The sequence below is a fragment of the Clostridium acetobutylicum ATCC 824 genome, assembly GCF_000008765.1.
In the GTDB taxonomy this organism is placed as follows: domain Bacteria; phylum Bacillota; class Clostridia; order Clostridiales; family Clostridiaceae; genus Clostridium_S; species Clostridium_S acetobutylicum.
In genome coordinates this window covers 2,995,196-3,019,540 of the sequence record NC_003030.1, presented here as the reverse complement: position 1 = coordinate 3,019,540, position 24,345 = coordinate 2,995,196, and the positions used below count along the sequence as shown (strand labels likewise).

General features: G+C 31.5%; 28 protein-coding genes. 25 read left to right on the top strand and 3 right to left on the bottom strand.

Annotation, left to right across the window (positions count from 1 at the left end; all coding sequences use genetic code 11):
- Positions 1–93 precede the first annotated feature (93 nt).
- Positions 94–306, bottom strand: coding sequence for a 50S ribosomal protein L31 (gene rpmE / locus CA_RS14865; protein WP_010966172.1), 213 nt, complete (start codon positions 304–306; stop codon positions 94–96).
- A 200-nt stretch (positions 307–506) separates the two neighbouring features.
- Here rpmE and CA_RS14860 point away from each other — a divergent pair, with 200 nt between their 5' ends.
- From CA_RS14860 to upp, 9 genes are all read left to right on the top strand, one after another.
- The gene (locus CA_RS14860) at positions 507–1,094 is read left to right on the top strand and encodes a thymidine kinase (protein ID WP_010966171.1); all 588 of its coding nucleotides are present in this window, start codon (positions 507–509) and stop codon (positions 1,092–1,094) included.
- A gap of 6 nt (positions 1,095–1,100) precedes the next feature.
- A complete protein-coding gene (locus tag CA_RS14855; protein ID WP_010966170.1) occupies positions 1,101–2,054 on the top strand; it encodes a DUF1385 domain-containing protein in 954 nt (317 codons plus the stop codon).
- On the top strand, positions 2,051–2,908 hold the full coding sequence (gene prmC / locus CA_RS14850) for a peptide chain release factor N(5)-glutamine methyltransferase (protein WP_010966169.1): 858 nt from the start codon (positions 2,051–2,053) through the stop codon (positions 2,906–2,908). Before CA_RS14855 ends, prmC begins: the two co-directional genes overlap by 4 nt.
- An 81-nt stretch (positions 2,909–2,989) precedes the next feature.
- Positions 2,990–4,069: a peptide chain release factor 1 gene (prfA, locus tag CA_RS14845; RefSeq protein ID WP_010966168.1), complete on the top strand. Its 1,080-nt coding sequence runs from the start codon at positions 2,990–2,992 to the stop codon at positions 4,067–4,069.
- A 20-nt stretch (positions 4,070–4,089) separates the two neighbouring features.
- Positions 4,090–4,668: a hypothetical protein gene (locus CA_RS14840; RefSeq protein ID WP_010966167.1), complete on the top strand. Its 579-nt coding sequence runs from the start codon at positions 4,090–4,092 to the stop codon at positions 4,666–4,668.
- Between the two features lie 11 nt (positions 4,669–4,679).
- Positions 4,680–5,732 (top strand): L-threonylcarbamoyladenylate synthase, encoded by a 1,053-nt coding sequence (locus CA_RS14835; RefSeq protein WP_010966166.1) that lies wholly within the window; start codon positions 4,680–4,682, stop codon positions 5,730–5,732.
- Positions 5,733–5,817: 85 nt separating this feature from the next.
- On the top strand, positions 5,818–6,270 hold the full coding sequence (locus CA_RS14830; RefSeq protein WP_010966165.1) for a low molecular weight protein arginine phosphatase: 453 nt from the start codon (positions 5,818–5,820) through the stop codon (positions 6,268–6,270).
- 54 nt (positions 6,271–6,324) lie between these two features.
- A complete protein-coding gene (gene rpiB / locus CA_RS14825) occupies positions 6,325–6,783 on the top strand; it encodes a ribose 5-phosphate isomerase B (RefSeq protein ID WP_010966164.1) in 459 nt (152 codons plus the stop codon).
- A complete protein-coding gene (gene upp / locus CA_RS14820; RefSeq protein WP_010966163.1) occupies positions 6,783–7,412 on the top strand; it encodes a uracil phosphoribosyltransferase in 630 nt (209 codons plus the stop codon). Before rpiB ends, upp begins: the two co-directional genes overlap by 1 nt.
- 59 nt (positions 7,413–7,471) lie before the next feature.
- Here the strand turns inward: upp and CA_RS14815 are convergent, their stop codons facing one another.
- A complete protein-coding gene (locus CA_RS14815) occupies positions 7,472–8,278 on the bottom strand; it encodes a metal ABC transporter permease (protein WP_010966162.1) in 807 nt (268 codons plus the stop codon).
- On the bottom strand, positions 8,278–8,940 hold the full coding sequence (locus CA_RS14810) for a metal ABC transporter ATP-binding protein (RefSeq protein ID WP_010966161.1): 663 nt from the start codon (positions 8,938–8,940) through the stop codon (positions 8,278–8,280). The genes CA_RS14815 and CA_RS14810 overlap by 1 nt, the downstream gene beginning before the upstream one ends.
- Before the next feature lie 347 nt (positions 8,941–9,287).
- On the opposite strand from CA_RS14810, the gene CA_RS14805 reads away from it, so the two are divergent.
- From CA_RS14805 to spoIID, 16 genes are all read left to right on the top strand, one after another.
- Positions 9,288–9,776 carry a dCMP deaminase family protein gene (locus CA_RS14805; RefSeq protein WP_010966160.1) on the top strand — a complete coding sequence of 163 codons (489 nt, stop codon included), beginning with the start codon at positions 9,288–9,290 and terminating at the stop codon, positions 9,774–9,776.
- 62 nt (positions 9,777–9,838) lie between these two features.
- Positions 9,839–10,873, top strand: coding sequence for a glycosyltransferase family 4 protein (locus tag CA_RS14800; RefSeq protein WP_010966159.1), 1,035 nt, complete (start codon positions 9,839–9,841; stop codon positions 10,871–10,873).
- A 42-nt stretch (positions 10,874–10,915) separates the two neighbouring features.
- The gene (gene wecB, locus CA_RS14795) at positions 10,916–12,073 is read left to right on the top strand and encodes a non-hydrolyzing UDP-N-acetylglucosamine 2-epimerase (RefSeq protein WP_010966158.1); all 1,158 of its coding nucleotides are present in this window, start codon (positions 10,916–10,918) and stop codon (positions 12,071–12,073) included.
- 326 nt (positions 12,074–12,399) lie between these two features.
- Positions 12,400–13,578: an acetyl-CoA C-acetyltransferase gene (locus CA_RS14790; RefSeq protein WP_010966157.1), complete on the top strand. Its 1,179-nt coding sequence runs from the start codon at positions 12,400–12,402 to the stop codon at positions 13,576–13,578.
- 435 nt (positions 13,579–14,013) lie between these two features.
- Positions 14,014–14,379 (top strand): ATP synthase subunit I, encoded by a 366-nt coding sequence (locus tag CA_RS14785; protein ID WP_010966156.1) that lies wholly within the window; start codon positions 14,014–14,016, stop codon positions 14,377–14,379.
- A 14-nt stretch (positions 14,380–14,393) separates the two neighbouring features.
- A complete protein-coding gene (locus CA_RS14780) occupies positions 14,394–15,059 on the top strand; it encodes a F0F1 ATP synthase subunit A (protein ID WP_010966155.1) in 666 nt (221 codons plus the stop codon).
- A gap of 73 nt (positions 15,060–15,132) precedes the next feature.
- On the top strand, positions 15,133–15,378 hold the full coding sequence (atpE, locus tag CA_RS14775) for an ATP synthase F0 subunit C (protein WP_010966154.1): 246 nt from the start codon (positions 15,133–15,135) through the stop codon (positions 15,376–15,378).
- Between the two features lie 48 nt (positions 15,379–15,426).
- The gene (locus CA_RS14770; protein ID WP_010966153.1) at positions 15,427–15,906 is read left to right on the top strand and encodes a F0F1 ATP synthase subunit B; all 480 of its coding nucleotides are present in this window, start codon (positions 15,427–15,429) and stop codon (positions 15,904–15,906) included.
- Between the two features lie 2 nt (positions 15,907–15,908).
- A complete protein-coding gene (locus CA_RS14765) occupies positions 15,909–16,448 on the top strand; it encodes a F0F1 ATP synthase subunit delta (RefSeq protein WP_010966152.1) in 540 nt (179 codons plus the stop codon).
- A 10-nt stretch (positions 16,449–16,458) separates the two neighbouring features.
- Positions 16,459–17,976, top strand: a complete 1,518-nt coding sequence (atpA, locus tag CA_RS14760) for a F0F1 ATP synthase subunit alpha (protein WP_010966151.1) — start codon at positions 16,459–16,461, stop codon at positions 17,974–17,976.
- Positions 17,977–18,007: 31 nt separating this feature from the next.
- Positions 18,008–18,856: an ATP synthase F1 subunit gamma gene (atpG, locus tag CA_RS14755; RefSeq protein WP_010966150.1), complete on the top strand. Its 849-nt coding sequence runs from the start codon at positions 18,008–18,010 to the stop codon at positions 18,854–18,856.
- 12 nt (positions 18,857–18,868) lie between these two features.
- Positions 18,869–20,269, top strand: a complete 1,401-nt coding sequence (atpD, locus tag CA_RS14750; RefSeq protein ID WP_010966149.1) for a F0F1 ATP synthase subunit beta — start codon at positions 18,869–18,871, stop codon at positions 20,267–20,269.
- A gap of 13 nt (positions 20,270–20,282) precedes the next feature.
- Complete coding sequence (locus CA_RS14745; RefSeq protein WP_010966148.1) at positions 20,283–20,684, top strand: F0F1 ATP synthase subunit epsilon; 402 nt, start codon at positions 20,283–20,285, stop codon at positions 20,682–20,684.
- A gap of 204 nt (positions 20,685–20,888) precedes the next feature.
- Complete coding sequence (locus CA_RS14740; protein ID WP_010966147.1) at positions 20,889–21,596, top strand: YwmB family TATA-box binding protein; 708 nt, start codon at positions 20,889–20,891, stop codon at positions 21,594–21,596.
- A gap of 54 nt (positions 21,597–21,650) precedes the next feature.
- Entirely contained in the window at positions 21,651–22,907 is a 1,257-nt protein-coding gene (gene murA, locus CA_RS14735; protein ID WP_010966146.1) for a UDP-N-acetylglucosamine 1-carboxyvinyltransferase, read from the top strand.
- A gap of 237 nt (positions 22,908–23,144) precedes the next feature.
- Positions 23,145–24,179, top strand: coding sequence for a stage II sporulation protein D (gene spoIID, locus CA_RS14730; RefSeq protein WP_242663032.1), 1,035 nt, complete (start codon positions 23,145–23,147; stop codon positions 24,177–24,179).
- The last annotated feature ends 166 nt before the right edge of the window (positions 24,180–24,345 follow it).

The following is a 24,345-nucleotide window of genomic DNA, read 5'->3' as shown; positions in this document are numbered from 1 at the left end:
AAGCTTCACTTTTATATTATTAAAAAATCATGCAAAAAAACAAAGAAACGAAGATTATTATTATAATTAACTCCGTTTCTCTAAATAATTGATTTATTTGTCTGCTGACAAGTTGTATTTTTTTCTGAACTTCTCAACTCTTCCACCAACATCAACAATTTTTTGCTGTCCTGTAAAGAATGGATGACATTTTGAGCAAATATCAACTTTTAATTCTTTTTTAGTTGAGCCTGTTGTGAAAGTATTTCCGCACGCACATTTAACAACTGCATCTTGATGGTATTCAGGTTGTATATCCTTTTGCATTACATTCACCTCTCTAAGTATCTACATTATCAACTATGATATTATAACATCTACAGGTATTTTAGTCAATAAATTTGTATAGAACGAAATAAAGCACTTTAATTAATCCAACATATTTGATAGAATATATATTAATGTCAATGTAAAAGAAATGAACTAAATTCATATATAAAAAATTCCATGTGGAGGGATAATATTTTATGTACAGACCAAAGGACCACGGATGGGTTGAGGTTATTGTAGGACCAATGTATAGTGGGAAATCAGAAGAACTTATAAGAAGAATAAGAAGAGCTAAAATTGCAAAACAAAAAATTCAAGTTTTTAAACCTGAAATAGATAACAGATATAGTAAAGAAGATGTAGTTTCTCATATGGGAGAGAAGGAACAGGCAGTTGCAATTAAAAATAGTAGAGAAATATTAAAATATTTTGAGGAGGATACAGAGGTAATTGCAATCGATGAGGTACAGTTTTTTGACGATGAAATAGTAGAAATTGTAAATAAAATTGCGGAGAGTGGTAGAAGAGTAATTTGCGCTGGACTTGATATGGATTTTAGAGGTAAGCCATTTGGACCTATACCAGAGCTTATGGCTATTGCAGAATTTGTAGACAAGATTCAGGCAATATGCGTTGTATGTGGAAATCCAGCAACTAGAACGCAGAGGTTAATAAATGGAAAGCCAGCGTTTTATGATGATCCGGTGGTTTTGATAGGAGCAATGGAGTCTTATGAAGCAAGATGTAGGAAATGCCATGTTGTTCCACAAAAAAAAGAGGTGTAATATATAATGAGTAAGAAAGGAACAGTCGGTGGCCAAGCAGTAATAGAAGGTGTTATGATGCGAGGTGCCAAGGGAATAGCTACGGCAGTTAGAACTCTTGATGGAAGTATTAAGGTGGAATTTAAAGATGTTATTCCATATACAAAGAGAAATAAGTTTTTTGGGTTGCCGATAGTAAGGGGATTTGTATCGCTTATTGAATCTTTGGTTGTAGGTATTAATACATTAAATTATTCAGCTTCTTTTTGTGAAGAAGGAGATGAAGATGAAAAACCTTCAAATTTTGATAAATGGATTGAAAAAATTTTGGGTGATAAGGCAAATGATCTTTTAATAGTATTTTCACTTATGGTATCACTTGTATTTGCAGTGGCGGTGTTTTTTATACTTCCCACTTTTTTAGCAAATTTATTTTCAAGGTTTAGCAATAATTCTGTGATATTAAACTTTTTTGAGGGTGTAATAAGAGTATTTATATTTATAATGTATATATTCATTATAGGTAAGATGGGGGATATTCAAAGGGTTTTTCAGTATCATGGTGCAGAACATAAAACCGTGTTTTGCTATGAGAAGGAGGATGAACTTACTCCATCAAAAGCTTCAAAGTATTCAAGATTTCATCCTAGATGTGGTACAAACTTTTTATTTTTAGTTATGATAGTAAGTATTATTGTTTTTTCATTTGCAAAGTGGAATTCTCTGCCAGAGAGAATAATATGGAGAATTATACTTCTTCCTCTTGTATCGGGAATTACATATGAAATTATAAAATGGATGGGAAAAAGCGAAAGTAAGGTTTCTAAAATACTATCTTATCCAGGACTAATGCTTCAAAGACTTACAACTAGAGAACCGTCGGAAGATCAACTAGAAGTCGCAATAAAAGCTTTAAGGGTTGCTGAAGGCATAGATTATGATGAAGAAGAAAAGTCTATAGAGGAGACAGATGCACAATGAAAATAAAAGATGCACTTATTAAGGCGTACTCTGTTCTAAAAGAAACTAATGATGAGTTTTATATGGAAGATAGTCAAATTCTACTGTCATATGTGCTTAAAAAAGATAGAATATTTTTAATTACAAATAGAGAATATGAGATAGAGGAAAATAGCCTAAAGCAGTATTTTGATTATATAAATATGAGAAAGAAAAAAATGCCTATTAGATATATAACGGAAAAATGTGAGTTTATGGGACTTGATTTTCATGTTGAAAAGGGTGTTTTAATACCAAGGCCTGATACGGAAATTTTAGTAGAAGCGGTTTTAGAATATATAGAGCTTAATAATTACAAAAAAGTATGTGATGTTTGCACAGGAAGTGGGGCTATAGGGCTTTCCATAGCTAAATATGCAAAAGATGTAGAGGTACTGTGCAGTGATATATCTCCTGATGCAATTAGAGTCAGCAAAATAAATCGCCAAGGTTTAAATTTAGAGGACAGGGTAAAAATAGAGAATGGGGACTTACTTGAAAAACCTATAGAGAGAGGAGAAAAGTTTGATATTGTAGTATCAAATCCACCATATATAAGAGAGGATGAAATCCCAAAGCTTATGGATGATGTAAAAGACTACGAGCCAATAATTGCACTTGTAGGCGGAGAGGATGGACTTGATTTTTATAGAAGAATAACTTCTATGAGTAAAAAGGTTTTAAAACCAGGTGGACTTATTGCCTACGAAATAGGAAGTGACGAAGCAAATGAGGTCTCCAACATATTAGAAAATGAAGGATTTGTATCTATTGAAACAAGAAAGGATTTTGCAAGAATGGATAGAGTAGTTTTGGCCGTAAGAGGTGGATTGTAACAAAGCTTTACAAATTTGATTATGAGAAGTTTTATATGTTATAATTTATTATTGTGAAAATATAAATACGGAGTGATAATAATGTTAGAAAGACTTGAATTCATAGAAAGTAAGTATGATGAACTATCTGTAAAGATAAGTGATCCATCAGTTATGGCTAATCAAAGTGAATGGCAAAAGTTATGTAAAGAACATTCGGAAGTTGAAAACATAGTTTTAAAATATAGAGAATACAAAAAGGCAAAGGAAGATCTTGAGGCAGATAAAGAGATGCTTAGGGACAAAATAGATGCTGAGCTTAAAGAAATGGTAGAGGAAGAAATTAAGGAATTAGAAAAGAGCGTTGTAGACTATGAAGAAGAACTTAGAGTAATGCTTCTACCTAAAGATCCAAATGATAGCAAGAATGTATTTGTTGAAATAAGAGGTGGAACTGGTGGAGAAGAAGCTGCACTTTTTGCCGCTGACTTATTTAGGATGTATACTAGATATGCAGAAAGACAAGGTTGGCATACAGAAGTTATGAGTGCTAACGAGACTGATATAGGTGGATTTAAAGAAATTGTATTCATGGTAAAGGGAAATGGAGCTTATAGCAGGATGAAGTATGAAAGTGGAACGCATAGAGTGCAAAGAGTTCCAAATACAGAATCAAGTGGAAGAATTCATACATCGGCTGCTACAGTTGCAGTACTTCCAGAAGTTGATGATGTTGATATAGAAATAAATCCTAACGACATTAGAATAGATGTATTTAGAGCTTCAGGACACGGTGGTCAGTGCGTAAATACTACAGATTCTGCTGTAAGAATAACACATCTTCCTACAGGTATTGTTGTTTCATGTCAGGATGAGAAAAGACAGCTTAAGAATAAAGAAAAAGCAATGAAGGTACTTAGAGCAAGACTTTATGAAAAAGCAGAAGCAGAGAGAAATGCGGGAATAGCTGAAAACAGAAGAAATCAGGTAGGAAGTGGAGATAGAAGTGAAAGAATTAGAACCTACAATTTTCCGCAGGGTAGAATAACAGACCATAGAATAGGACTTACAATATATAAACTTGAACAGTTCCTAGATGGAGATATAGACGAAGTTATAAATGGTCTTATAACGGCTGAACAAGCAGAGAAAATGAAAGAGATGGGAAATACAAAAGATTGATTTTATAGAAGGTGATTTTTGTGAATTTAGATAAAGCCATAAAAAAGCAGAATAGCTACGATAGTTTGTTTATCCTTTTTATGTGCTTTATTTTTTGTGCATTGCCAGTAGTCTTAGTACATTCGCATGTAGTTAATATATTTTACATAATTTATTTAGTTGTAATAGAGCTGCTTGTGATACTTTCCATATTAGTTAGAATAAAAAATAATCATTTAAATCACGAATACGATGGGTTTAAAGTAAAGATAACTGACGGAATATTTAAGAAGAACAATAATATTGTGTGTGAAAAAGTGAGTTTAGTTCATACTGAAGAAGATGGAAAAAACATGAAAATAATACTTATAACCAAATTTAGATTTAGAAATAAGTATTTAAGAATTGTTGGGAAGAATTTTTTAAAGAAGTATCCAGATATTTCTTCGTATTATTTGAAGCTAAAGAAGCTTCATCCTGAAGATGAATATTATTATGTAATTATAAGAAATGGTGGATATAAAAAATATATTCTTTTAAATACTCTTTTTAAAGTATGTCTACAGGCTAAGTTTACTGATGAATGCATAGAGCAGCTTAAAAAGATTAAGGAAACCTGAGGTGTTTAAATTTGTACACTAAAATAGTTAATTTAAATGAAGATGATGTAGATGAACAAATTCTAAAAGAAGCTGGTGAGTTCATAAAAAATGGCAAACTGGTAGTTTTTCCAACAGAGACTGTTTATGGTTTAGGTGCTAATGCAGAAGATGGAGAAGCTACAAAAAAAATATTTGAAGCAAAGGGTAGACCTCAAGATAATCCACTAATAATTCACATATCTGACTTTGAAGATGTTGATAAGGTAGTTCGGAATATTAGTGACAGTGCTAGAAAGCTTATGCGTGAATTTTGGCCAGGACCCATGACTTTAATAATGGAGAAAAAATCCATAATATCAGATGTAACTAGTGCAGGACTTACAAGTGTAGGCGTAAGAATGCCATCCGATAAAATTGCAAGAAAGCTTATAAAGTTTTCAGGAGTATCAATAGCAGCCCCATCTGCAAATTTATCAGGAAAACCAAGCCCAACAGATGTTGAAAGGTGCATAGAGGATTTAAATGGTAAAGTAGATTATATAATCGGAGGAAATAAGTGTGAATATGGATTAGAGTCTACGGTAATAGATTGTACAGTCAATCCAGTATGTATTCTAAGACCAGGGGCAATAACACTTGAGATGGTTAGAAAAGTAGATGAAAAGGCGTATATAGACCCGGCAATAATGGCTAAACCAGAACCTTCTCTTAAGCCGAAAGCACCTGGAATGAAATATAAACACTATGCTCCAAAAGCTCCAGTGAAAATAATAGATGGAGATTTGAAAAAAACTATTGAAAAAATTAACGAAATGGTGCAAAATTATATAGATGACAATAAAAAAGTTGGAATAATGGCAACTGATGAAACAAAGAATAATTATAGAAATGCTATTGTAATATCACTTGGAAGTAGAAAAGATATTTATTCTATAGGAAGAAATTTGTTTGAAACTCTAAGAGATTTTGATGATTGTGGTGTTGATGTTATACTTTCTGAAGCTTTTGACGAAGAAGGCTTTGGAGTTGCTATTATGAATAGGTTAAATAAGTCAGCTGGATTTGATATAATAAATGTTTAACTTAAGTTACAGAAAAGCTAGGATGAAGTTTTTAATAATATATTAACACTTTACTTGGTTTTATAGAGATTTTAAGGAGGAAGCTATGAAGATACTTTTTGTTTGTACTGGTAATACATGTAGAAGCTGTATGGCAGAAGCTATGTTTAATAGTATGTGTAATATAGATGGTATAGAAGCTTTTTCAGCAGGTGCATCTGCTATTCATGGAAGCAAAACTTCCTTAAATTCGGCTGTGGTAGTTAGGGAGAACTTAGGCAAAGATATATCAAATAGAAAGGCTATACAGTTGACTACTTTTTTAGTTGATGAATGTGATTTAGTTTTAACAATGACATCTTTATTAAGTGACGTGCTTAGAAGTCAAATGGAGAAGAACTCTAATAAGATATATTCATTAAGTGAATATACAGGTGTAGAGGGTGACATTACTGACCCATATGGTAGAAGTGTAGAGATCTACAGACAAACTTATAAAGACATTGAAAAGAGGCTAAAAATACTTATTAAAAAACTAAATGAAGATAGAAGTATTTAATCATATACTCTTATCTTCTTTTTTTGCGATTATGTATTAAGTGGAGGTGTTTTTATGAAGATAGCAATAGGTAGTGATCATGCAGGATTTTCATTGAAAAAGGAAGTTATAAAACATTTAGAGAGTAAAAATATTGAGGTTAAAGATTTTGGCACTCTAACTGATGAATCATGTGATTATCCAGATTATGCATTAAAAGTAGCAGAGGAAGTTGCTCAAAAAAACTTTGAGTTTGGAATACTCATTTGTGGAACAGGTATAGGAATAAGCATATCAGCAAATAAGGTGCCAGGAATAAGAGCAGCTGTATGTACAGATACATTCTGTGCTCATGCATCAAGAGAACATAACAATGCAAATATACTTGCAATGGGAGAAAGAGTTGTAGGACCTGGATTAGCAATTGATATAGTAGATACATTTTTAAATTCAAAATTTCAGGGAGATAGGCATCAAAGAAGAATAGACAAGATTACACAAATAGAAAAAAAATACAATGGAGGAATGAAATAATGAGTAAAGTTACACAAATATCACATCCACTTATATTACACAAATTAGCATTTATGAGAGATAAAAAAACAGGATCTAAAGATTTTAGAGAGATGGTAGAAGAAGTAGCAATGCTAATGGCATATGAAGTAACAAGAGAAATGCAGCTTGAAACTGTTGAAATAGAAACTCCTATATGTATAACTAAATGTAAAATGTTAGCAGGAAAAAAGGTAGCTATAGTTCCTATACTTAGAGCAGGACTTGGAATGGTAAATGGAGTATTAAAATTAATACCTGCTGCTAAGGTTGGACATATAGGATTATATAGAGATGAAAAGACATTAAAACCTGTAGAATACTTCTGTAAACTTCCTCAAGATATAGAGGAAAGAGACATAATAGTAACTGATCCAATGCTTGCAACTGGTGGGTCAGCAATAGATGCAATAACACTTCTTAAGAAAAGAGGAGCAAAATACATAAGACTTATGTGTCTTATAGGAGCACCAGAAGGTATAGCAGCAGTACAAGAAGCACATCCAGATGTAGATATATACCTCGCATCAATAGATGAAAAGTTAGATGAAAATGGATATATAGTTCCTGGTCTTGGAGATGCTGGAGATAGATTATTCGGTACAAAATAAATTGCATAAATAAAAAGGGCTGAAAAATAAATTTCAGTCCTTTTATTTATATTTTAACTTTATTCCATGCCACTGCCTCTTCTGATAATAATAGAAATTATTAAAGTTAATACAGATGTAAGGGCAACTGTTCCACCTGGAGCACAATTTAAGTAATAAGAGCTAAATAATCCAACGAGTACATCTATAAAGCTAAATAATATTGATAATATAAGCGTTGACTTAAATCCCTTTTTAAACTGCATAGCAGCAGCTACAGGTACAGCTAATAGTGAAGAGACAACTAATATCCCTGTTATACGTATTGAAACGGATATAACGAAACCGACAACGATAGAAAATATGTAATTTAAAAATTTTGTGTTTATGCCAGATACCCTTGCACCTTGCTCATCAAATGTTGTATATAAAAAGTTGTTATAAAATATAGCTATAAGAAATATAGATACTACACTTATTATTAGTATAAGTACGAGATCACTTTTACCAACAGTTAAAATACTTCCAAAAAGAAAAGATTCAATGTTTCCGCTTGCACGTCCACTTGTTGTTAAGGTTATAGCTATTCCAACAGATAGAGTTAATATAATTGGAAGTATTAAGTCCGAATACTGCTTAAAGGAGTTTCTAAGTAATTCTATTAAGACAGCACAAATAGTTACAAAAATAAAGGTTGTTATCATAGGATTTACGCCAATAAAGATACCTATAGCTACACCGGCAAAAGAAGCATGTGATAATGCATCACCTACCATTGAGTGTCTTTTTAAAACTAAGAAAATACCTATAAGTGGACACAAAATTGCAATCATTACCGAGGCAAGTAAAGCGTTTTGCATAAAACTTAGACGAAATAGTTCAATCATTATTTAACAACCTCCATATTGCTTTTTAAAAAATCGTTAATGTTAAGCAAAGAGCCACTTTCTCCATGGAAATTGAAAATATGAGTTGAATTAGAATAAGCAGCCTTTAAATTATGTTCTACACATATTATTGTAACATTACCTTCCTTATTTAACTTTTTTAAAAAGCTATAAATTTCCTTTTGACTTTTTACATCAACGCCAGTTGAGGGTTCATCAAGAATTAATAGATCAGGATTTCCAATTAAAGATCTTGCTATAAATATTTTTTGCTTTTGTCCGCCTGATAGAGAACCAATAAGATTTTTTTTGAAATTCCCCATTCCCATAAGGTTAAGAGAATTAGTTACTTCATTGTCAGGATTTTTAAGTTTAAGGGATTTTGCATGACACAAAAGCATTTCATATACGGTTATAGGAAATGCAAAATTAAAATTTTCAGTACTTTGAGGCACATAGCCTATTCTCTTTGCTTGTATTTTAATAGTACCCTTTACAGGGGTTAAAAAATTCAAAATTAGTTTTATTAAGGTGCTTTTTCCTGTTCCATTCTCACCTAGTATTGAGGTGTAGGAACCTTTCTTTATATGTAAGTTTAAATTACTAATTACATAATCCGAATTTTTATTATAAGAAAAATTCAGATTTTCGATGGATATCATTTATAAATCACTCCTATAAGGATAATAAAGTATTTTAGTACATCAATATATTATAAACATAATGCAAATCATTTGCAAGTATGAATGGTATCTAAATATAATAGAACCGTTAATATTATAATCGATGTAATATAATAAAAAGGATTAAATTTCTAATATTATGTATTGTCAAGTTATATAGGCTTTAAACATATATGCATTAATTTAGATTTAAAGGTTAATGTCTAAAAATTTATAAAAAGATTCAATTCAAGGGTGCATTTTTTTATTTTTTACACTATAATTAGAAATGGTTACATTGAGAATAAATTAGCAGAGATGTCAGGTAAAATTAAGGAGAAGTATTTATGGAAAGAAGAGATAAAAATAATTATTATTTAGATATAGCAGAGACGGTACTTGAAAGAGGAACATGCCTTAGAAGAGACTACGGAGCTATAATTGTAAAGAATGATGAGATAATATCAACAGGTTATACGGGATCTCCACGTGGTAGAAAAAATTGCAGCGATCTTGGAGTGTGTATAAGAAAGAAACTCAATATACCAAGAGGAACTCATTATGAATTATGCAGATCAGTTCATGCAGAAGCAAATGCTATTATAAGTGCTGCAAGACATGAAATGCTAGGAAGTGTACTTTATCTTGTTGGAAAGAATGCTGAGACACATGAATATGTAGAAAAGGCATTTCCATGTTCTATGTGCAAAAGATTAATTTTAAATGCCGGAATAGAAAAAATTTTAATAAGGGATACAAAGGACAGTTATAGGGAAATAAAAGTTCAGCAGTGGATTGAAGATGATGATTCACTTAGAGGAGATGTAGAATATTAAAGCATGATATATCATAAACAAATTGAAAAAACTATTCAGCGATTCGAAAAAGGAAGGTAAATATGGAGAAAAAATACATAATGTTTATTATAGCAATGGCTATTTCATTTTTGACTACGCCAATTGTGAGGAAATTCGCAAAACATATAAAAGCCATAGATATACCTAAAGATAAAAGAAGAGTTCATAAAAAGCCTATACCTAAAATAGGCGGTCTTGCGATATATTTAGCCTTTGTACTAGTTTTGGTATTAAAAAAAGGACATTTAGAGAAGGCAGAAATGGGGATAATATTTGGAGGGGGAATAATAGTTCTTGGAGGATTTATTGATGACTTAAAATGTTTGAGACCTTTATATAAAGTGTTATTTCAACTATTGGGTGCATTTGTTTTAATAGGATTTGGACTTAGAATATCGATGGTAACAAATCCATTAAGTAATTCTTTTTCATACATACATATAAACAATTTTATAGGCATAGCAATAACTATTATATGGATAATAGGTGTAACAAATGCGTTTAATTTAATAGATGGTTTAGATGGATTGTCTGCTGGGGTTGGGTTTATTTCAAGTGTTACTATAGCAATAGTTGCATTTTTAAATGGACCTACTAGAAGTGAAGCAGAAATATTATCTGTAATATTGGCTGGATCTATATTAGGATTCTTACCATATAATTTTAATCCAGCATCAATTTTTATGGGTGATACAGGTGCTCAATTTCTTGGCTTTGCACTTGCAGCTATATCTATTCAGGGAGCTATTAAATCAGCATCTGCAGTTGTCTTAGCGGTTCCAATTCTTGTGCTTGGATTGCCAATTTATGATACTATTTTTGCAATAATACGAAGGAAAATAAATGGCAAGCCAATAACGCAGGCAGATAGGGGGCATTTACATCATAGGTTATTAGATATGGGCTTAAGTCAAAAGCAAGCAGTTTTAATAATGTATTTCATAAGTGCTATTATGGGACTTGTAGCAGTAATAGCAATGCAGCTTACTAATACTAAAGCATACGTTATTTTTGCTGGAGCGGTTATATGCATAGTTGGTTTAGCATGGAAGTTTGGATTATTTAAACATAAATAAAGTAAGGTATATGAGTTGTTTGTAACTCGAGGAGGTAATTTTATGAAACAGATAAAAGTAATAAGTATATTTGGCACCAGACCGGAAGCTATAAAAATGGCGCCATTAGTGAGGAGGCTGAATGAAAATAAAAATGTTGAATCAAAAGTATGCGTTACGGCTCAACATAGGCAAATGTTAGATCAAGTTCTTAATTTGTTTGATATAAATCCTGATTTCGATTTAAATATAATGAAAACCAAACAAACGCTTACAGGTATAACAGCAAGAGTTTTGGAAGGTTTAGATAAAATATTTGCTGATGAAAATCCAGATATTGTTCTTGTACATGGAGATACGACTACAACATTTGCTGCGGCTCTTGCAGCATTTTATAAGAAAATAGCTGTAGGTCATGTTGAGGCAGGGCTTAGAACATACAACAAATACTTTCCTTTCCCGGAAGAAATGAATAGGAAGCTTACAGGTGCGGTTGCTGATTTGCATTTTGCACCAACACTTGGTTCTAAGAAAAATCTTTTAAGAGAAGCAGTTAATGAAAAGAATATTTTTATTACAGGAAATACCGTTGTAGATGCAATGAATCATACGGTTGAAAAAGATTATGTATTTGAAAATGATGAATTGAATAAATTAGACTATAAAAATAAGAAAGTTATAATGGTAACTGCTCATAGACGTGAGAATTGGGGAAAGGGAATAGAAAACATATGTACAGCATTAAGAAGAATTGCTGAAGAAAATGAAGATGTTGAGATAGTTTATCTAGTACACTTGAATCCTGTGGTGAAAGATGTTGTATATAATAATTTGAATGGTATGAAAGGGGTACACTTGCTTCCTCCACTTGATACAAAGGAAACTCATAATTTAATGAATAAATGCTTTATGGTAATGACTGACTCAGGTGGTCTTCAAGAAGAGGCACCTCATCTTGGAAAGCCTGTACTTGTTTTAAGAGATGTTACTGAAAGACCAGAAGCAGTTGAGGCAGGAACGGTAAAATTAGTAGGAACTGATATTAAAAAGATAGTAGACGAAGCCTATAAAATAATGAAAGATGAAGAAGAATATGAAAAAATGAGTAAGGCAATAAATCCATATGGTGATGGAAAGGCTTCAGATAGAATAGTTGATGCTATATTGTATCATTTTGGAGTATTAAAGGATAGACCAGATGAATTTTCACCTAAAAAGTAATACATGAGCATTCTAAAAGAATTTAGAATGAAGTTTCTTATGCACAAGTATTTTTTATTACATTAATATAGTTAAAATATAAACTTATGTATTTATGCTAAAACATGATTTTAAGGGGGTTAGCATATGCATAAGTTTAATTTTTTTGTTAAAAAATATTAAACTTTGTGTTTTTTTTAACAAAATATATTGATAAAAATAATAATAGTGGGTATAATTAAGTTGTTAGAGAAAACGTATAAATTAGGGATAAACTATGGAACTTATGAAATAGATTGAAATGGTTTATCTGTTACCCCGTATCAAAATTTAGGAGGTTAGTTAGAATGAAAGAAGTTGTAATAGCTAGTGCAGTAAGAACAGCGATTGGATCTTATGGAAAGTCTCTTAAGGATGTACCAGCAGTAGATTTAGGAGCTACAGCTATAAAGGAAGCAGTTAAAAAAGCAGGAATAAAACCAGAGGATGTTAATGAAGTCATTTTAGGAAATGTTCTTCAAGCAGGTTTAGGACAGAATCCAGCAAGACAGGCATCTTTTAAAGCAGGATTACCAGTTGAAATTCCAGCTATGACTATTAATAAGGTTTGTGGTTCAGGACTTAGAACAGTTAGCTTAGCAGCACAAATTATAAAAGCAGGAGATGCTGACGTAATAATAGCAGGTGGTATGGAAAATATGTCTAGAGCTCCTTACTTAGCGAATAACGCTAGATGGGGATATAGAATGGGAAACGCTAAATTTGTTGATGAAATGATCACTGACGGATTGTGGGATGCATTTAATGATTACCACATGGGAATAACAGCAGAAAACATAGCTGAGAGATGGAACATTTCAAGAGAAGAACAAGATGAGTTTGCTCTTGCATCACAAAAAAAAGCTGAAGAAGCTATAAAATCAGGTCAATTTAAAGATGAAATAGTTCCTGTAGTAATTAAAGGCAGAAAGGGAGAAACTGTAGTTGATACAGATGAGCACCCTAGATTTGGATCAACTATAGAAGGACTTGCAAAATTAAAACCTGCCTTCAAAAAAGATGGAACAGTTACAGCTGGTAATGCATCAGGATTAAATGACTGTGCAGCAGTACTTGTAATCATGAGTGCAGAAAAAGCTAAAGAGCTTGGAGTAAAACCACTTGCTAAGATAGTTTCTTATGGTTCAGCAGGAGTTGACCCAGCAATAATGGGATATGGACCTTTCTATGCAACAAAAGCAGCTATTGAAAAAGCAGGTTGGACAGTTGATGAATTAGATTTAATAGAATCAAATGAAGCTTTTGCAGCTCAAAGTTTAGCAGTAGCAAAAGATTTAAAATTTGATATGAATAAAGTAAATGTAAATGGAGGAGCTATTGCCCTTGGTCATCCAATTGGAGCATCAGGTGCAAGAATACTCGTTACTCTTGTACACGCAATGCAAAAAAGAGATGCAAAAAAAGGCTTAGCAACTTTATGTATAGGTGGCGGACAAGGAACAGCAATATTGCTAGAAAAGTGCTAGAAAGTATTGTTAAAAATAACTCTGTAGAATTATAAATTAGTTCTACAGAGTTATTTTTTAAAAAAATTCTAAACTTATGTATAAAAAATACGATAAGAATGTAGAATTAAAACTAAAGACAGTTCAATTTCTTTTAGAATAATTTAGTTAGTGTGGTAAAAAAATGTCATAATGATATTTATGTTGAAATTTGTATAAAATTCAGAAAATGAATATATTTTATCAATTTTCAGTCATTTGAAAGATTATGAGGCTAATGCAGTACTAGGCGTAAATTGAATTTATAATTACTATAGCGATAAGAAATGGCCTAAAAACGTTTGCAGTAATGAAAGAACCGTAAATATTATAAAAAAAATCTTAAAACAGAGTTTTATTTATAAAAATTTAAGATATATAATTTAAATAACGTGTTAAAATAGTGGAGGAAGTAATTTGAATCTGAATATTAAAAGAATGTTAAAGGTTGTAACTCTTTATGATGCAATTATTGCTGCAATAGTTTCAGTAATACTTTTGTTTGCTGCTAATTATAAGATTTCGTTAATAGTGATTATAGGGATTTTTTCAGCAATATTTAATTTTTATTTAAGTAATTTAACAGCTGATTTCGTTTTTGTAAAAAAAATGGGAAATACGTCACTTATATTTCTTAGTTCAATTTTTAGAGTAATACTTGTTTTTTTTATAGGTATTATTCTTTATAAAATATATAAATATTATTTAATAGCCTACTTAGGAGGATATAGTGCTCATTTTATAGCCCTTATAATTTATGGGTCACTAGTAAATAAACGATGAAAGGAAGTGATTGAATGGAGCTAGGTGCAAAGACAGTATTTTCGATGAAGCTTGGAAGTTACAACTTTGCTATAACAGAAACTGTAGTATTACAGTGGATTATCATGGCAGTTATAATATTACTTGCAATATTTCTTACTAAAAATCTTAAGAAAGTACCAAATAGGAAACAAAGCGTAATAGAAATGATTGTTAACTTAATAAATGGATTGGTAAAAGAAAATATGGGAGAGAAATTCATGAATTTCGTTCCAATTATCGGTACTATGGCAGTGTTTATACTTTTCTTAAATTTAACAGGGCTAGTAGGTATCGAACCAGCAACAAAGGATATTAGTGTTACAGCAGGCTTTGCTTTAGTAAGTGCATTTTTAATAAATGCAACTGCAATAAAAAGAATTGGTGTTGGAGGATATATTAAATCCATTTTTAGTCAAGGACCTATAATGGTTCCTATGAACCTTTTAGAAAAGGTTACAATACCAGTATCATTATGTTTGCGTTTATTTATTAACATGCTTGTTGGTGCCATAGTTATGTCACTTATTTATTCAACACCAGCTAAAATTTTATTGCCAGTACCTCTTCATGGGTTCTTTGATATGTTTGATGGTGTTTTACAAGTTTATGTATTTGTGCTTTTAACTATGATATTTACTAAGCTAGGAATCGAACATTAAAGTAATAATAAGCTGCATCACATGATGTTAGTTATTATAAACTAAATTTAAACTTTTTTAAGGAGGAAACGAAATGAATATTGATTCTCATACTTTTTTACTAGGAATGCAATATCTAGGTGCAGGTCTAGCAGCAATTGGATGTATTGGTGGAGGTGTAGGTATAGGTACTGTTACAGGTAAAGCAGTTGAAGCAATTGGAAGACAACCAGAATCAGCTTCAAAAGTTATGCCTACAATGATAATGGGTTTAGCATTTGCTGAAGTTACATCATTATACGCTTTATTCGTTGCTATAATGTTATTATTTGTTAAATAAATAGGTTATCTTAATAAAGAATAAGCCTGGAGGGAGGCTTTTGAGTGTATGGAATTTAATTTAGTTACTATAGGCTTTACAATAGTAAACTTCATAATCCTTATGTTGATACTTAAGCACTTTTTCTTTGATAAAGTAAATAAAGTTATTGATGATAGGAATAATGAAGTAGCATTAACAATAAAAAAGGCTGATGCACAAAACGAAGAAGCTAGGCTTTTAAAAGTTGAAAGTGAAAAGAATCTAGAAGATTCAAAACTTCAAGGAAAAACCATTGTAGAAAATTACAAGGTAAAAGCAGAAAAAGTTTCAGAGGAAATAACAGCAGAAGCTAAAACTGAAGCTCAGAATATATTAGAAAGAGCTAAAAGAGAAACCCAAAGAGAAAAAGAAAAGGCTGAAGATGAAATCAAAAATCAAGTTGTTGAACTTGCTGTATTAATTTCCTCAAAAGCTCTTGAAAATTCCATAAATGAAGCAGAACACAGAAAACTTATAGAAGATTTTGTATCTAAGGTAGGTATTTAATTATGTATGAATTCTTAGATAGAAGATACGCACTTGCTTTATATGAAGTAGGTGAAAAAAATCAAAAGTTAGAGGAGTATATTAATGACTTTGGTGAAATAGTTCATCTGCTTAAGAATGATGAAAATATAAATCAAGTTGTTAATCATCCACAGATAAGTACTTCTGAAAAAAAGAAAATATTTATGGAAATCTTTAAGGGAAAAATTGATGAGAAGCTACTTAATTTCTTATTGCTTCTTCTTGAAAAAAAGAGGATTCATGATGCTGAAGGAATTTTAACTCAATTAAATAAAATATCCTTAGAAAAGCATAATAAGGTTGTTGCAGAAGTTAGAACTGTAATACCACTTACAGACAATGAAAAAACAACCCTTGCAAGCAAGCTTTCCGCTAAGTATAATAAAATAATTATTTTCAAAGAAATAATAGATAAGACTATTATTGGCGGAGTTTATGTAAGAGTTGGCGATGATGTAATTGATGGAACTATTAAGTTTAAATTAGAAAGCATGAAAAAAGTAATGCTTAAAGAAGAATAGAGGTGAGCCTATGAACATAAAACCTGAAGAGATAACTTCAATAATAAAAAGTCAGATTGAGGGATATGAAAGTAAATTAGAAACAGTAGATTCAGGTACGATAATAGAAATAGGTGATGGTATCGCTAGAATATACGGCTTACAAAATTGTATGGCTGGCGAACTTCTTGAGTTTCCAAACGATGTGTATGGAATGGCTCTAAATCTTGAACAAGACAATGTTGGATGTGTTTTACTTGGTTCAGAAGAAGGAATCAAAGAAGGAGACATTGTTAAAAGTACAGGAAAAGTTGTTGAAGTGCCTGTTGGTGAAGAAATGCTTGGAAGAGTAGTAAATGCTCTTGGTCAACCAATAGATGGTAAAGGACCAATTAAAGCAGAAGATTCAAAACCAGTAGATATAAAAGCTACAGGAGTTATTGATAGACAATCAGTTAATCAACCACTTCAAACAGGTATAAAAGCCATAGACTCAATGATACCTATTGGAAAAGGACAAAGAGAACTTATTATAGGAGATAGACAGACAGGTAAAACTGCTATAGCTATCGATACTATATTGAATCAAAAAGGAAAAGATGTAATTTGTATATATGTTGCTATAGGTCAAAAACAATCTACAGTAGCACATATAGTTAATACATTTGAAGAAATGGGAGCTATGGATTACAGCATAGTTGTAGCAGCAACTGCTTCAGATTCAGCACCACTTCAATATTTAGCACCATATTCAGGTGTAACAATTGCAGAAAACTTTATGTTTAAAGGAAAAGATGTACTTATTGTATATGATGATCTTTCAAAGCACGCTGTTGCATACAGAACGATGTCATTACTTTTACGTAGACCACCAGGCAGAGAGGCATACCCTGGAGATGTATTCTACTTACATTCAAGACTTCTTGAAAGAGCTGCTAAACTTTCACAGAAACTTGGAGGAGGTTCTATAACAGCACTTCCTATAATAGAAACTCTTGCTGGTGATGTTGCGGGTTACATACCAACAAATGTTATTTCTATAACAGATGGTCAAATATTCCTTGAATCAGAATTATTCTATGCAGGACAAAGACCAGCTGTTAACTCAGGTATATCAGTATCCAGAGTTGGTGGTAGTGCTCAAATTAAAGCAATGAAAAAACTTTCAGGAACTTTAAGACTTGAGCTTGCACAATATAGGGAACTTGCTGCATTTGCTCAGTTTGGTTCTGACCTTGATAAAGAATCTAAAAAGAGACTTGAAAAAGGTAAAAGACTTACTGAAATGATGAAACAGCCTCAATATAAGCCAATGCCAGTTGAGAAACAAATAATGATTTTATATGCTGTTGTAAATGAGTATGTAATGGATATTGATGTTTCAAAACTTAGTGCATTTGAAAGTGGATTATTTGAGTATGTAGATGCTCATTATAGAGACTTAGGTAAGCAAATACTTGAGAAAAAAGAGCTAACTGATGATATAAGCAGTCAGCTTACCAAAGCTATTAACGAATATAAAAAGATATTTTTAGCAGAGGAACAGTAGTTAATGACTTTCCTATGCAGGAGGTGAAGTAATGGCAGGAGCAGGACTTATTATTATAAAAAGAAGAATTAAGTCTATTACGAATACTAAAAAAATAACAAACGCCATGGGACTTATAGCCACCTCTAATTTAAGAAAATCTAGACAGAATCTCGAAGCGAATAAAGCATATTATGAAGCTTTTAATGATGTTATAAATAAGATTGTAAGTTCTTCTAGTAAGAGCAACTTATATGTAGCTGGAAATAAAAGTGACAAAAAACTTTATATAGCTTTGACTTCTGATTCTGGTCTTTGTGGAGGTTTTAACGGAGCTGTTGTAACTGCTGCTGACAATGTTATGAGAGGGGATAAAGATAAATCCTTACTTATAACTGTTGGTCAAAAGGGAATATCTTATTTTAAAAGGCTTAAATATGAGACTTTATCCGAATACGTTGATATTCCAAACGAGCCAGGATTAAAAGAAGCTAAGGAAATAGCAGACCGTGCTTTAAGTCTTTATGAAAAAGGCGAAATAGGAGAAGTTCATGTTATTTATACTCAATTTCTTTCTACGGTAAATCAAAAAGTTGAGGTAAAGAAGGTACTCCCTATTGAACCTAAAAAGATGGAAAAAGTGAGTGTAGCTGAATTTGAACCAGATGCAGAAATTATACTTGAAAAAGCTATAAGGCTTCATATTGAACAGCAGTTATTTAACTTGTTATTAAATTCTAAGGCAAGTGAGCAGGCATCTAGAATGTCCTCAATGGATAGTGCTACTAAAAATGCCAATGACTTACTTGATGCTTTAAATATTAAGTATAATAGAATTAGACAAAGTGCTATTACTCAAGAAATAACAGAAATAGTTGGAGGAGCGGAAGCTCTCAAATAAGGAGGGAAACTGATGCCAGAACATGTAGGTAAAATTGTTCAGGTAATAGGACCTGTTGTGGATATTAAATTTGATGCAGAGAACCTTCCTGACATCTATAATTCCATAGAAATAGATATGGGAGATAATAAAAAACTCATTGCTGAAGTTGAACAACATGTAGGAGATGACATAGTAAGAACAATAGCAATGGAAGGTACTGACGGATTAAAAAGAGGAATGGAAGCAGTTAACACTGGTAAACCAATATCTGTACCAGTTGGAGAAAATGTTTTAGGACGTCTTTTTAATGTTTTAGGTCAGACAATAGATGAAGCAGGAGACATGAATGCTGATAAGTATTATCCAATTCATAGACCAGCTCCAACCTTTGAAGAACAATCAGTTCAACCAGAAATGTTTGAAACAGGTATTAAGGTTATAGATTTACTTGCTCCATATCAAAAGGGTGGAAAAATCGGTTTGTTCGGTGGTGCCGGTGTTGGTAAAACAGTTCTTATTCAGGAACTTATAAATAATATAGCAAAAGAACACGGTGGATTATCAGTATTCACAGGTGTTGGAGAAAGAACAAGAGAAGGTAATGACCTTTATTATGAAATGAAAGATTCAGGAGTTATAAATAAAACAGCTCTAGTATTTGGTCAGATGAATGAACCACCTGGCGCTAGAATGAGAGTTGCTTTAACAGGACTTACAATGGCTGAATATTTTAGAGACAAAGGTCAAGATGTGCTTCTATTTATAGATAATATATTCAGATTTACACAAGCTGGTTCAGAGGTTTCAGCTTTACTTGGTAGAATACCTAGTGCCGTTGGTTATCAGCCAACACTTGCAAATGAAATGGGTGCTCTTCAAGAGAGAATAACATCAACAAAACAGGGTTCAATCACATCCGTTCAGGCTGTATATGTTCCTGCTGATGACCTTACAGACCCAGCTCCAGCAACAACATTTACGCATCTTGATGCAACAACAGTTCTTTCAAGAGAAATATCAAACTTAGGAATATATCCTGCAGTTAGTCCTCTTGAATCAACTTCAAGAATACTTGATCCAAGAATTGTTGGAGAAGAGCATTATGAAGTTGCTAACAAGGTTAAACATATACTTGAAAGATATCAAGAACTTCAAGATATCATAGCTATACTTGGTGTTGATGAACTTTCAGATGAGGATAGATTGTTAGTTGGAAGAGCAAGAAGAGTACAGAGATTCTTATCTCAAGCTTTTAGTGTTGCTGAACAATTTACAGGAATGAAAGGTCAGTTTGTACCTGTAAAAGATACTATAAGAAGTTTTAAAGAAATATTAGATGGTAAGTGTGATGATCTTCCAGAAGCTGCATTTTTATTTGCAGGAACAATAGAAGATGTAAAAGAAAAAGCTAAAAAAATGATGGAAAGCTAAGGAGTGATTTTGTATGGCAAATAATATCAAATTGAGCATACTAACTCCTCAGAAGACGTTTTATGTTGGAGATGTAAAAGAGATTATAACCAGAACAGTTGAAGGTGAAATAGGAATACTTCCTAATCATACAGACTTGGTTGCTTTTTTGACACCAACTGAAACAATTTTAGTTGAAGAAGATGGTTCAAGAAAAAAAGTATTTACATCTACAGGTATTTTAAATGTAGGAGAATCAGAAGTTTCTTTTATGTGTGACGCAAGCGAATGGCCAGATGAAATTGATATTCAAAGGGCTGAGACAGCTAAAGAAAGAGCAGAAAAAAGACTTAAAACTAGTAATAATATAGATGTAAAAAGAGCAGAACTATCGCTTTCAAGAGCACTTGCAAGAATTAAAACAAAAAATGATTAATTTTCATAAAAAACCGTGGATTTATTCCACGGTTTTTTTTCACACTTTTTAAATAAATTTATATATTAATATTGTACTAATAATTTTATATTTGTTAGTAAAGCTAAGGATATTAATAGGTGACTGTTTGTCTACTACTTAAATTCATCTAGGAATAAAAACAATGTTTTCTGTCAATAATCATAGTATGGGAGGATGGAAAACATGAAGTATAATAAATTAATTTTTTGTTTTGCGTTATTGATGTTTATATCGCTGATATTCATATGTGGACATAGTATAAAAGCGGAATTGGACCAAGATATTTTTAGCGAGATATTGAAATACTCACATAGCAATGTGGTGCAAACGGGCGTTAATATTTCATTTGTAAAGAGTGGAAACTATAAAAGTATAAGTAGGAATATTATAAAAAATATAAAAGGTTCAATTGGATCAAATCTATGCGATAAGATAACTTCGGACGATGGATTGGAGTATTGTGTAGAATTTAAGAATTCAAATATATCAGGTTATTTAGAAGCTAATAGATTAGATGGCAATGAAGTTAAAGTTGATGTTGCATTACAGGAGAAAACTTCAAATAATGATATTAATAGTCTTGAGGAAGCTGTGATAAGTAATAAATCAAACTGTAATAGACTACAGTGTTATAAATATTTAAAGGCTAAAAGTAAAATGAAAAATGTATATAACATAGATGAAAAAGTAAAGAAAGTTTTAAATAGTATAAGAGCGGAAAATATAAAAACAGTTAAATTAAATAAAAATTTAAGCACTACTGCATATACAAAAAAGTTTAATTATATACAAGATGGAAATAGAAAAGTTGATTTTAACTATTCTGTATGTAAATATGAAACTGGGAATTTTATAATAGTTGGTACACCAATCATACCAATCACGTATTGAAAATTATATAACTAAATCATGTTTTGTTATGCAGTTTATGATTGGAGGATTAAAATGAATAAATTTATTATAAAGGGTGGGGAAACATTAAATGGTGAAGTAGATATAAGTTGTGCTAAAAATTCAGTTTTACCTATAATTGCTGCAACTATATTATGTGGAGAAAAGTGTACGATAAAAAATTGTCCTATGCTTTTAGATGTATTTGTGATAAGTGATTTGTTAAAATCTATAGGAGCACAAGTTGATATAGACTTAAACAGTGGCGATATGAAAATAGATACTTCCAATGTAAAAAGTATTGAACCAGATGCTGAACTTGTTAGGAAGATGAGAGGGTCCTTTTTAATTATGGGTCCTATGATTTCAAGATATGGAAGATTTAAAATATCACTGCCTGGTGGTTGCAATATAGGAACTAGGCCAATAGATTTACATCTTAAAGGATTGAAGGCATTAGGTGTAAATATAGAAATTGGTCATGGATACGTTGAAGCAAATGCTGCTAAGCTTTTAGGAGATAGAATATATCTTGATTTTCCATCTGTGGGTGCTACTGAAAATATAATAATGGCATCAGTTTTTGCTGAAGGAGAAACAATAATAGAAAATGCAGCACAAGAACCAGAAATAGATGATTTAATTAATTTTCTAAATAAAATGGGATCTGATATAAAAAAGATAGAAACGGGAGCAATAATAATAAGAGGAGTTAAAGAATTAAAAGGAATAAAATACACACCTATTTATGACAGGATAGAAGCAGGAACATTTATAATAGCAGCAGCTATAACAAAGAGTAAGATAAAGATAAATGGTGTAGAAGAGAAAAGTATAAAACCAATGATAGCCAAGTTTTGTGAAATGGGAATAAATATGGAGATAGACGGCAAAAGTCTTATAATAGACGGTAGAAATGAACTTAAACCTGTAGATATAAAAACTATGCCATACCCGGGATTTCCAACTGATATGCAAGCTCAAATAATGTCCCTTTTATGCTGCACTGAAGGTACTAGTGTGATAACAGAAACAATCTTTGAAAATAGATTTATGCATGTTCCTGAACTAAAGAGATTTGGTGCAAATATAAAAATAGATGGAAGGAGTGCTGTAATAGTAGGAGTAAAAGAACTTACCGGGTGCAGTGCTCGAGCAACGGATTTAAGGGCAGGTGCTGCACTTATATTAGCAGGACTCGTTGCAGAGGGAGAAACGCAAATTAGTGATATATATCATGTGGATAGAGGTTATGTTAGTATAGAAAAAAAGCTTACAAAATTAGGAGCAAAAATTGAAAGAGTAGAATAATGAAATATTATATCATTGAGGGAATTAATTCCGCTTGTAGAGTTTATAGATGAGTTGTAGTAGTATCCAATTGAGGATAGGGTTACAATAATAATCTAGAACTCTACTTTTTTGTTTTAGGAATAGTAAAGTTTTGATGTAATAATTTGAAATGGAAATAAGTAATATATTATATATGCTTTTCAATAAAATTTTATAATTTAAAGCTTAATAAAAAAACGGGGGGATAAATAAGTGGTGAAAAAAATTTTTATGGGATTAGCGGTAACTATAATTTTTATTTTTTCGGTTTCAATATTTGTTGGTGGAATAGGAGATAAGCAAAATCATACAAATGAAAATAGTATAGTGAAGAAGAGTTCTTATAAAGAGAATGATGATACCCTAAATATAGTTAAAGAAAACACTAAGGATTGTGATATAAGTGTATACATGGACAATGAAAAAAAAATTGAGAAGGTAAATCTGGAGGAGTATATAAAAGGTGTTATCTCATCAGAAATGCCAGTTGAATTTAATATAGAAGCATTGAAGGCTCAAGCAGTTGCAGCTAGGACATTTGCAGTATGCCATATGGAGCAATTTGGTGGACGAAAATACAAGGATGCATATGGTGCAGATGTTGTAAATACAGTTCAATGTCAGGTTTATACAAAGCAAGATGATGTACTAAACAAATGGCCAAAAGATAAGGCAAACGAATACTGGAATAAGATAAGTACAGCAGTAGAAGATACTAAAGGACAAGTAATTACATATGATAATAAAATAATAACAGATCCATATTATTTTTCTGTTAGTAGTGGAAAAACTGAAAATGCCAAAGAGGTACTTGGAGAAGATAAACCATATTTAAAGAGTGTATCAAGTCCAGGAGAGGAGTCGGCGCATAAGTATAAAACAAGTTTAAAAATGTCTTACGGAGATTTTGTGGATAAAATAAATTCATCAGTTAATAACAAAATAAATCTTATTCAAGCAAGAGTTGGTATTAGTATATTGAAAAGAAATAGTACAGGCACTATTAATCAGATAAAGGTAGGAAATAATGTTTTACAAGCAACAAAATTTAGAAGTATAATTGGTTTGAATTCAACAAACTTTCAGATCAAGTATAATATTTCAAATATTGAGTTTGATTGTATTGGGTATGGACATGGTCTTGGAATGAGCCAATATGGAGCTAAAGCTATGGCAGATAAAGGATCGAGCTATAAAGATATAGTAAAACATTATTATACAGGGGTAGAGATTAAGGATATAAGTTACTAAAGGCTATTTATAAGTTTGCTAATTAAACAAGTATAATTATAGAAATAGGTTAGTTTCAGAGAATAGTGGAATTATAATTTGAACAAGTTCATGTTATATTCTACTTCGATGAAACTAGCTTTTTATTTTTACAATTTTTACATTAGTTTTACAAAAAAAAGTCATA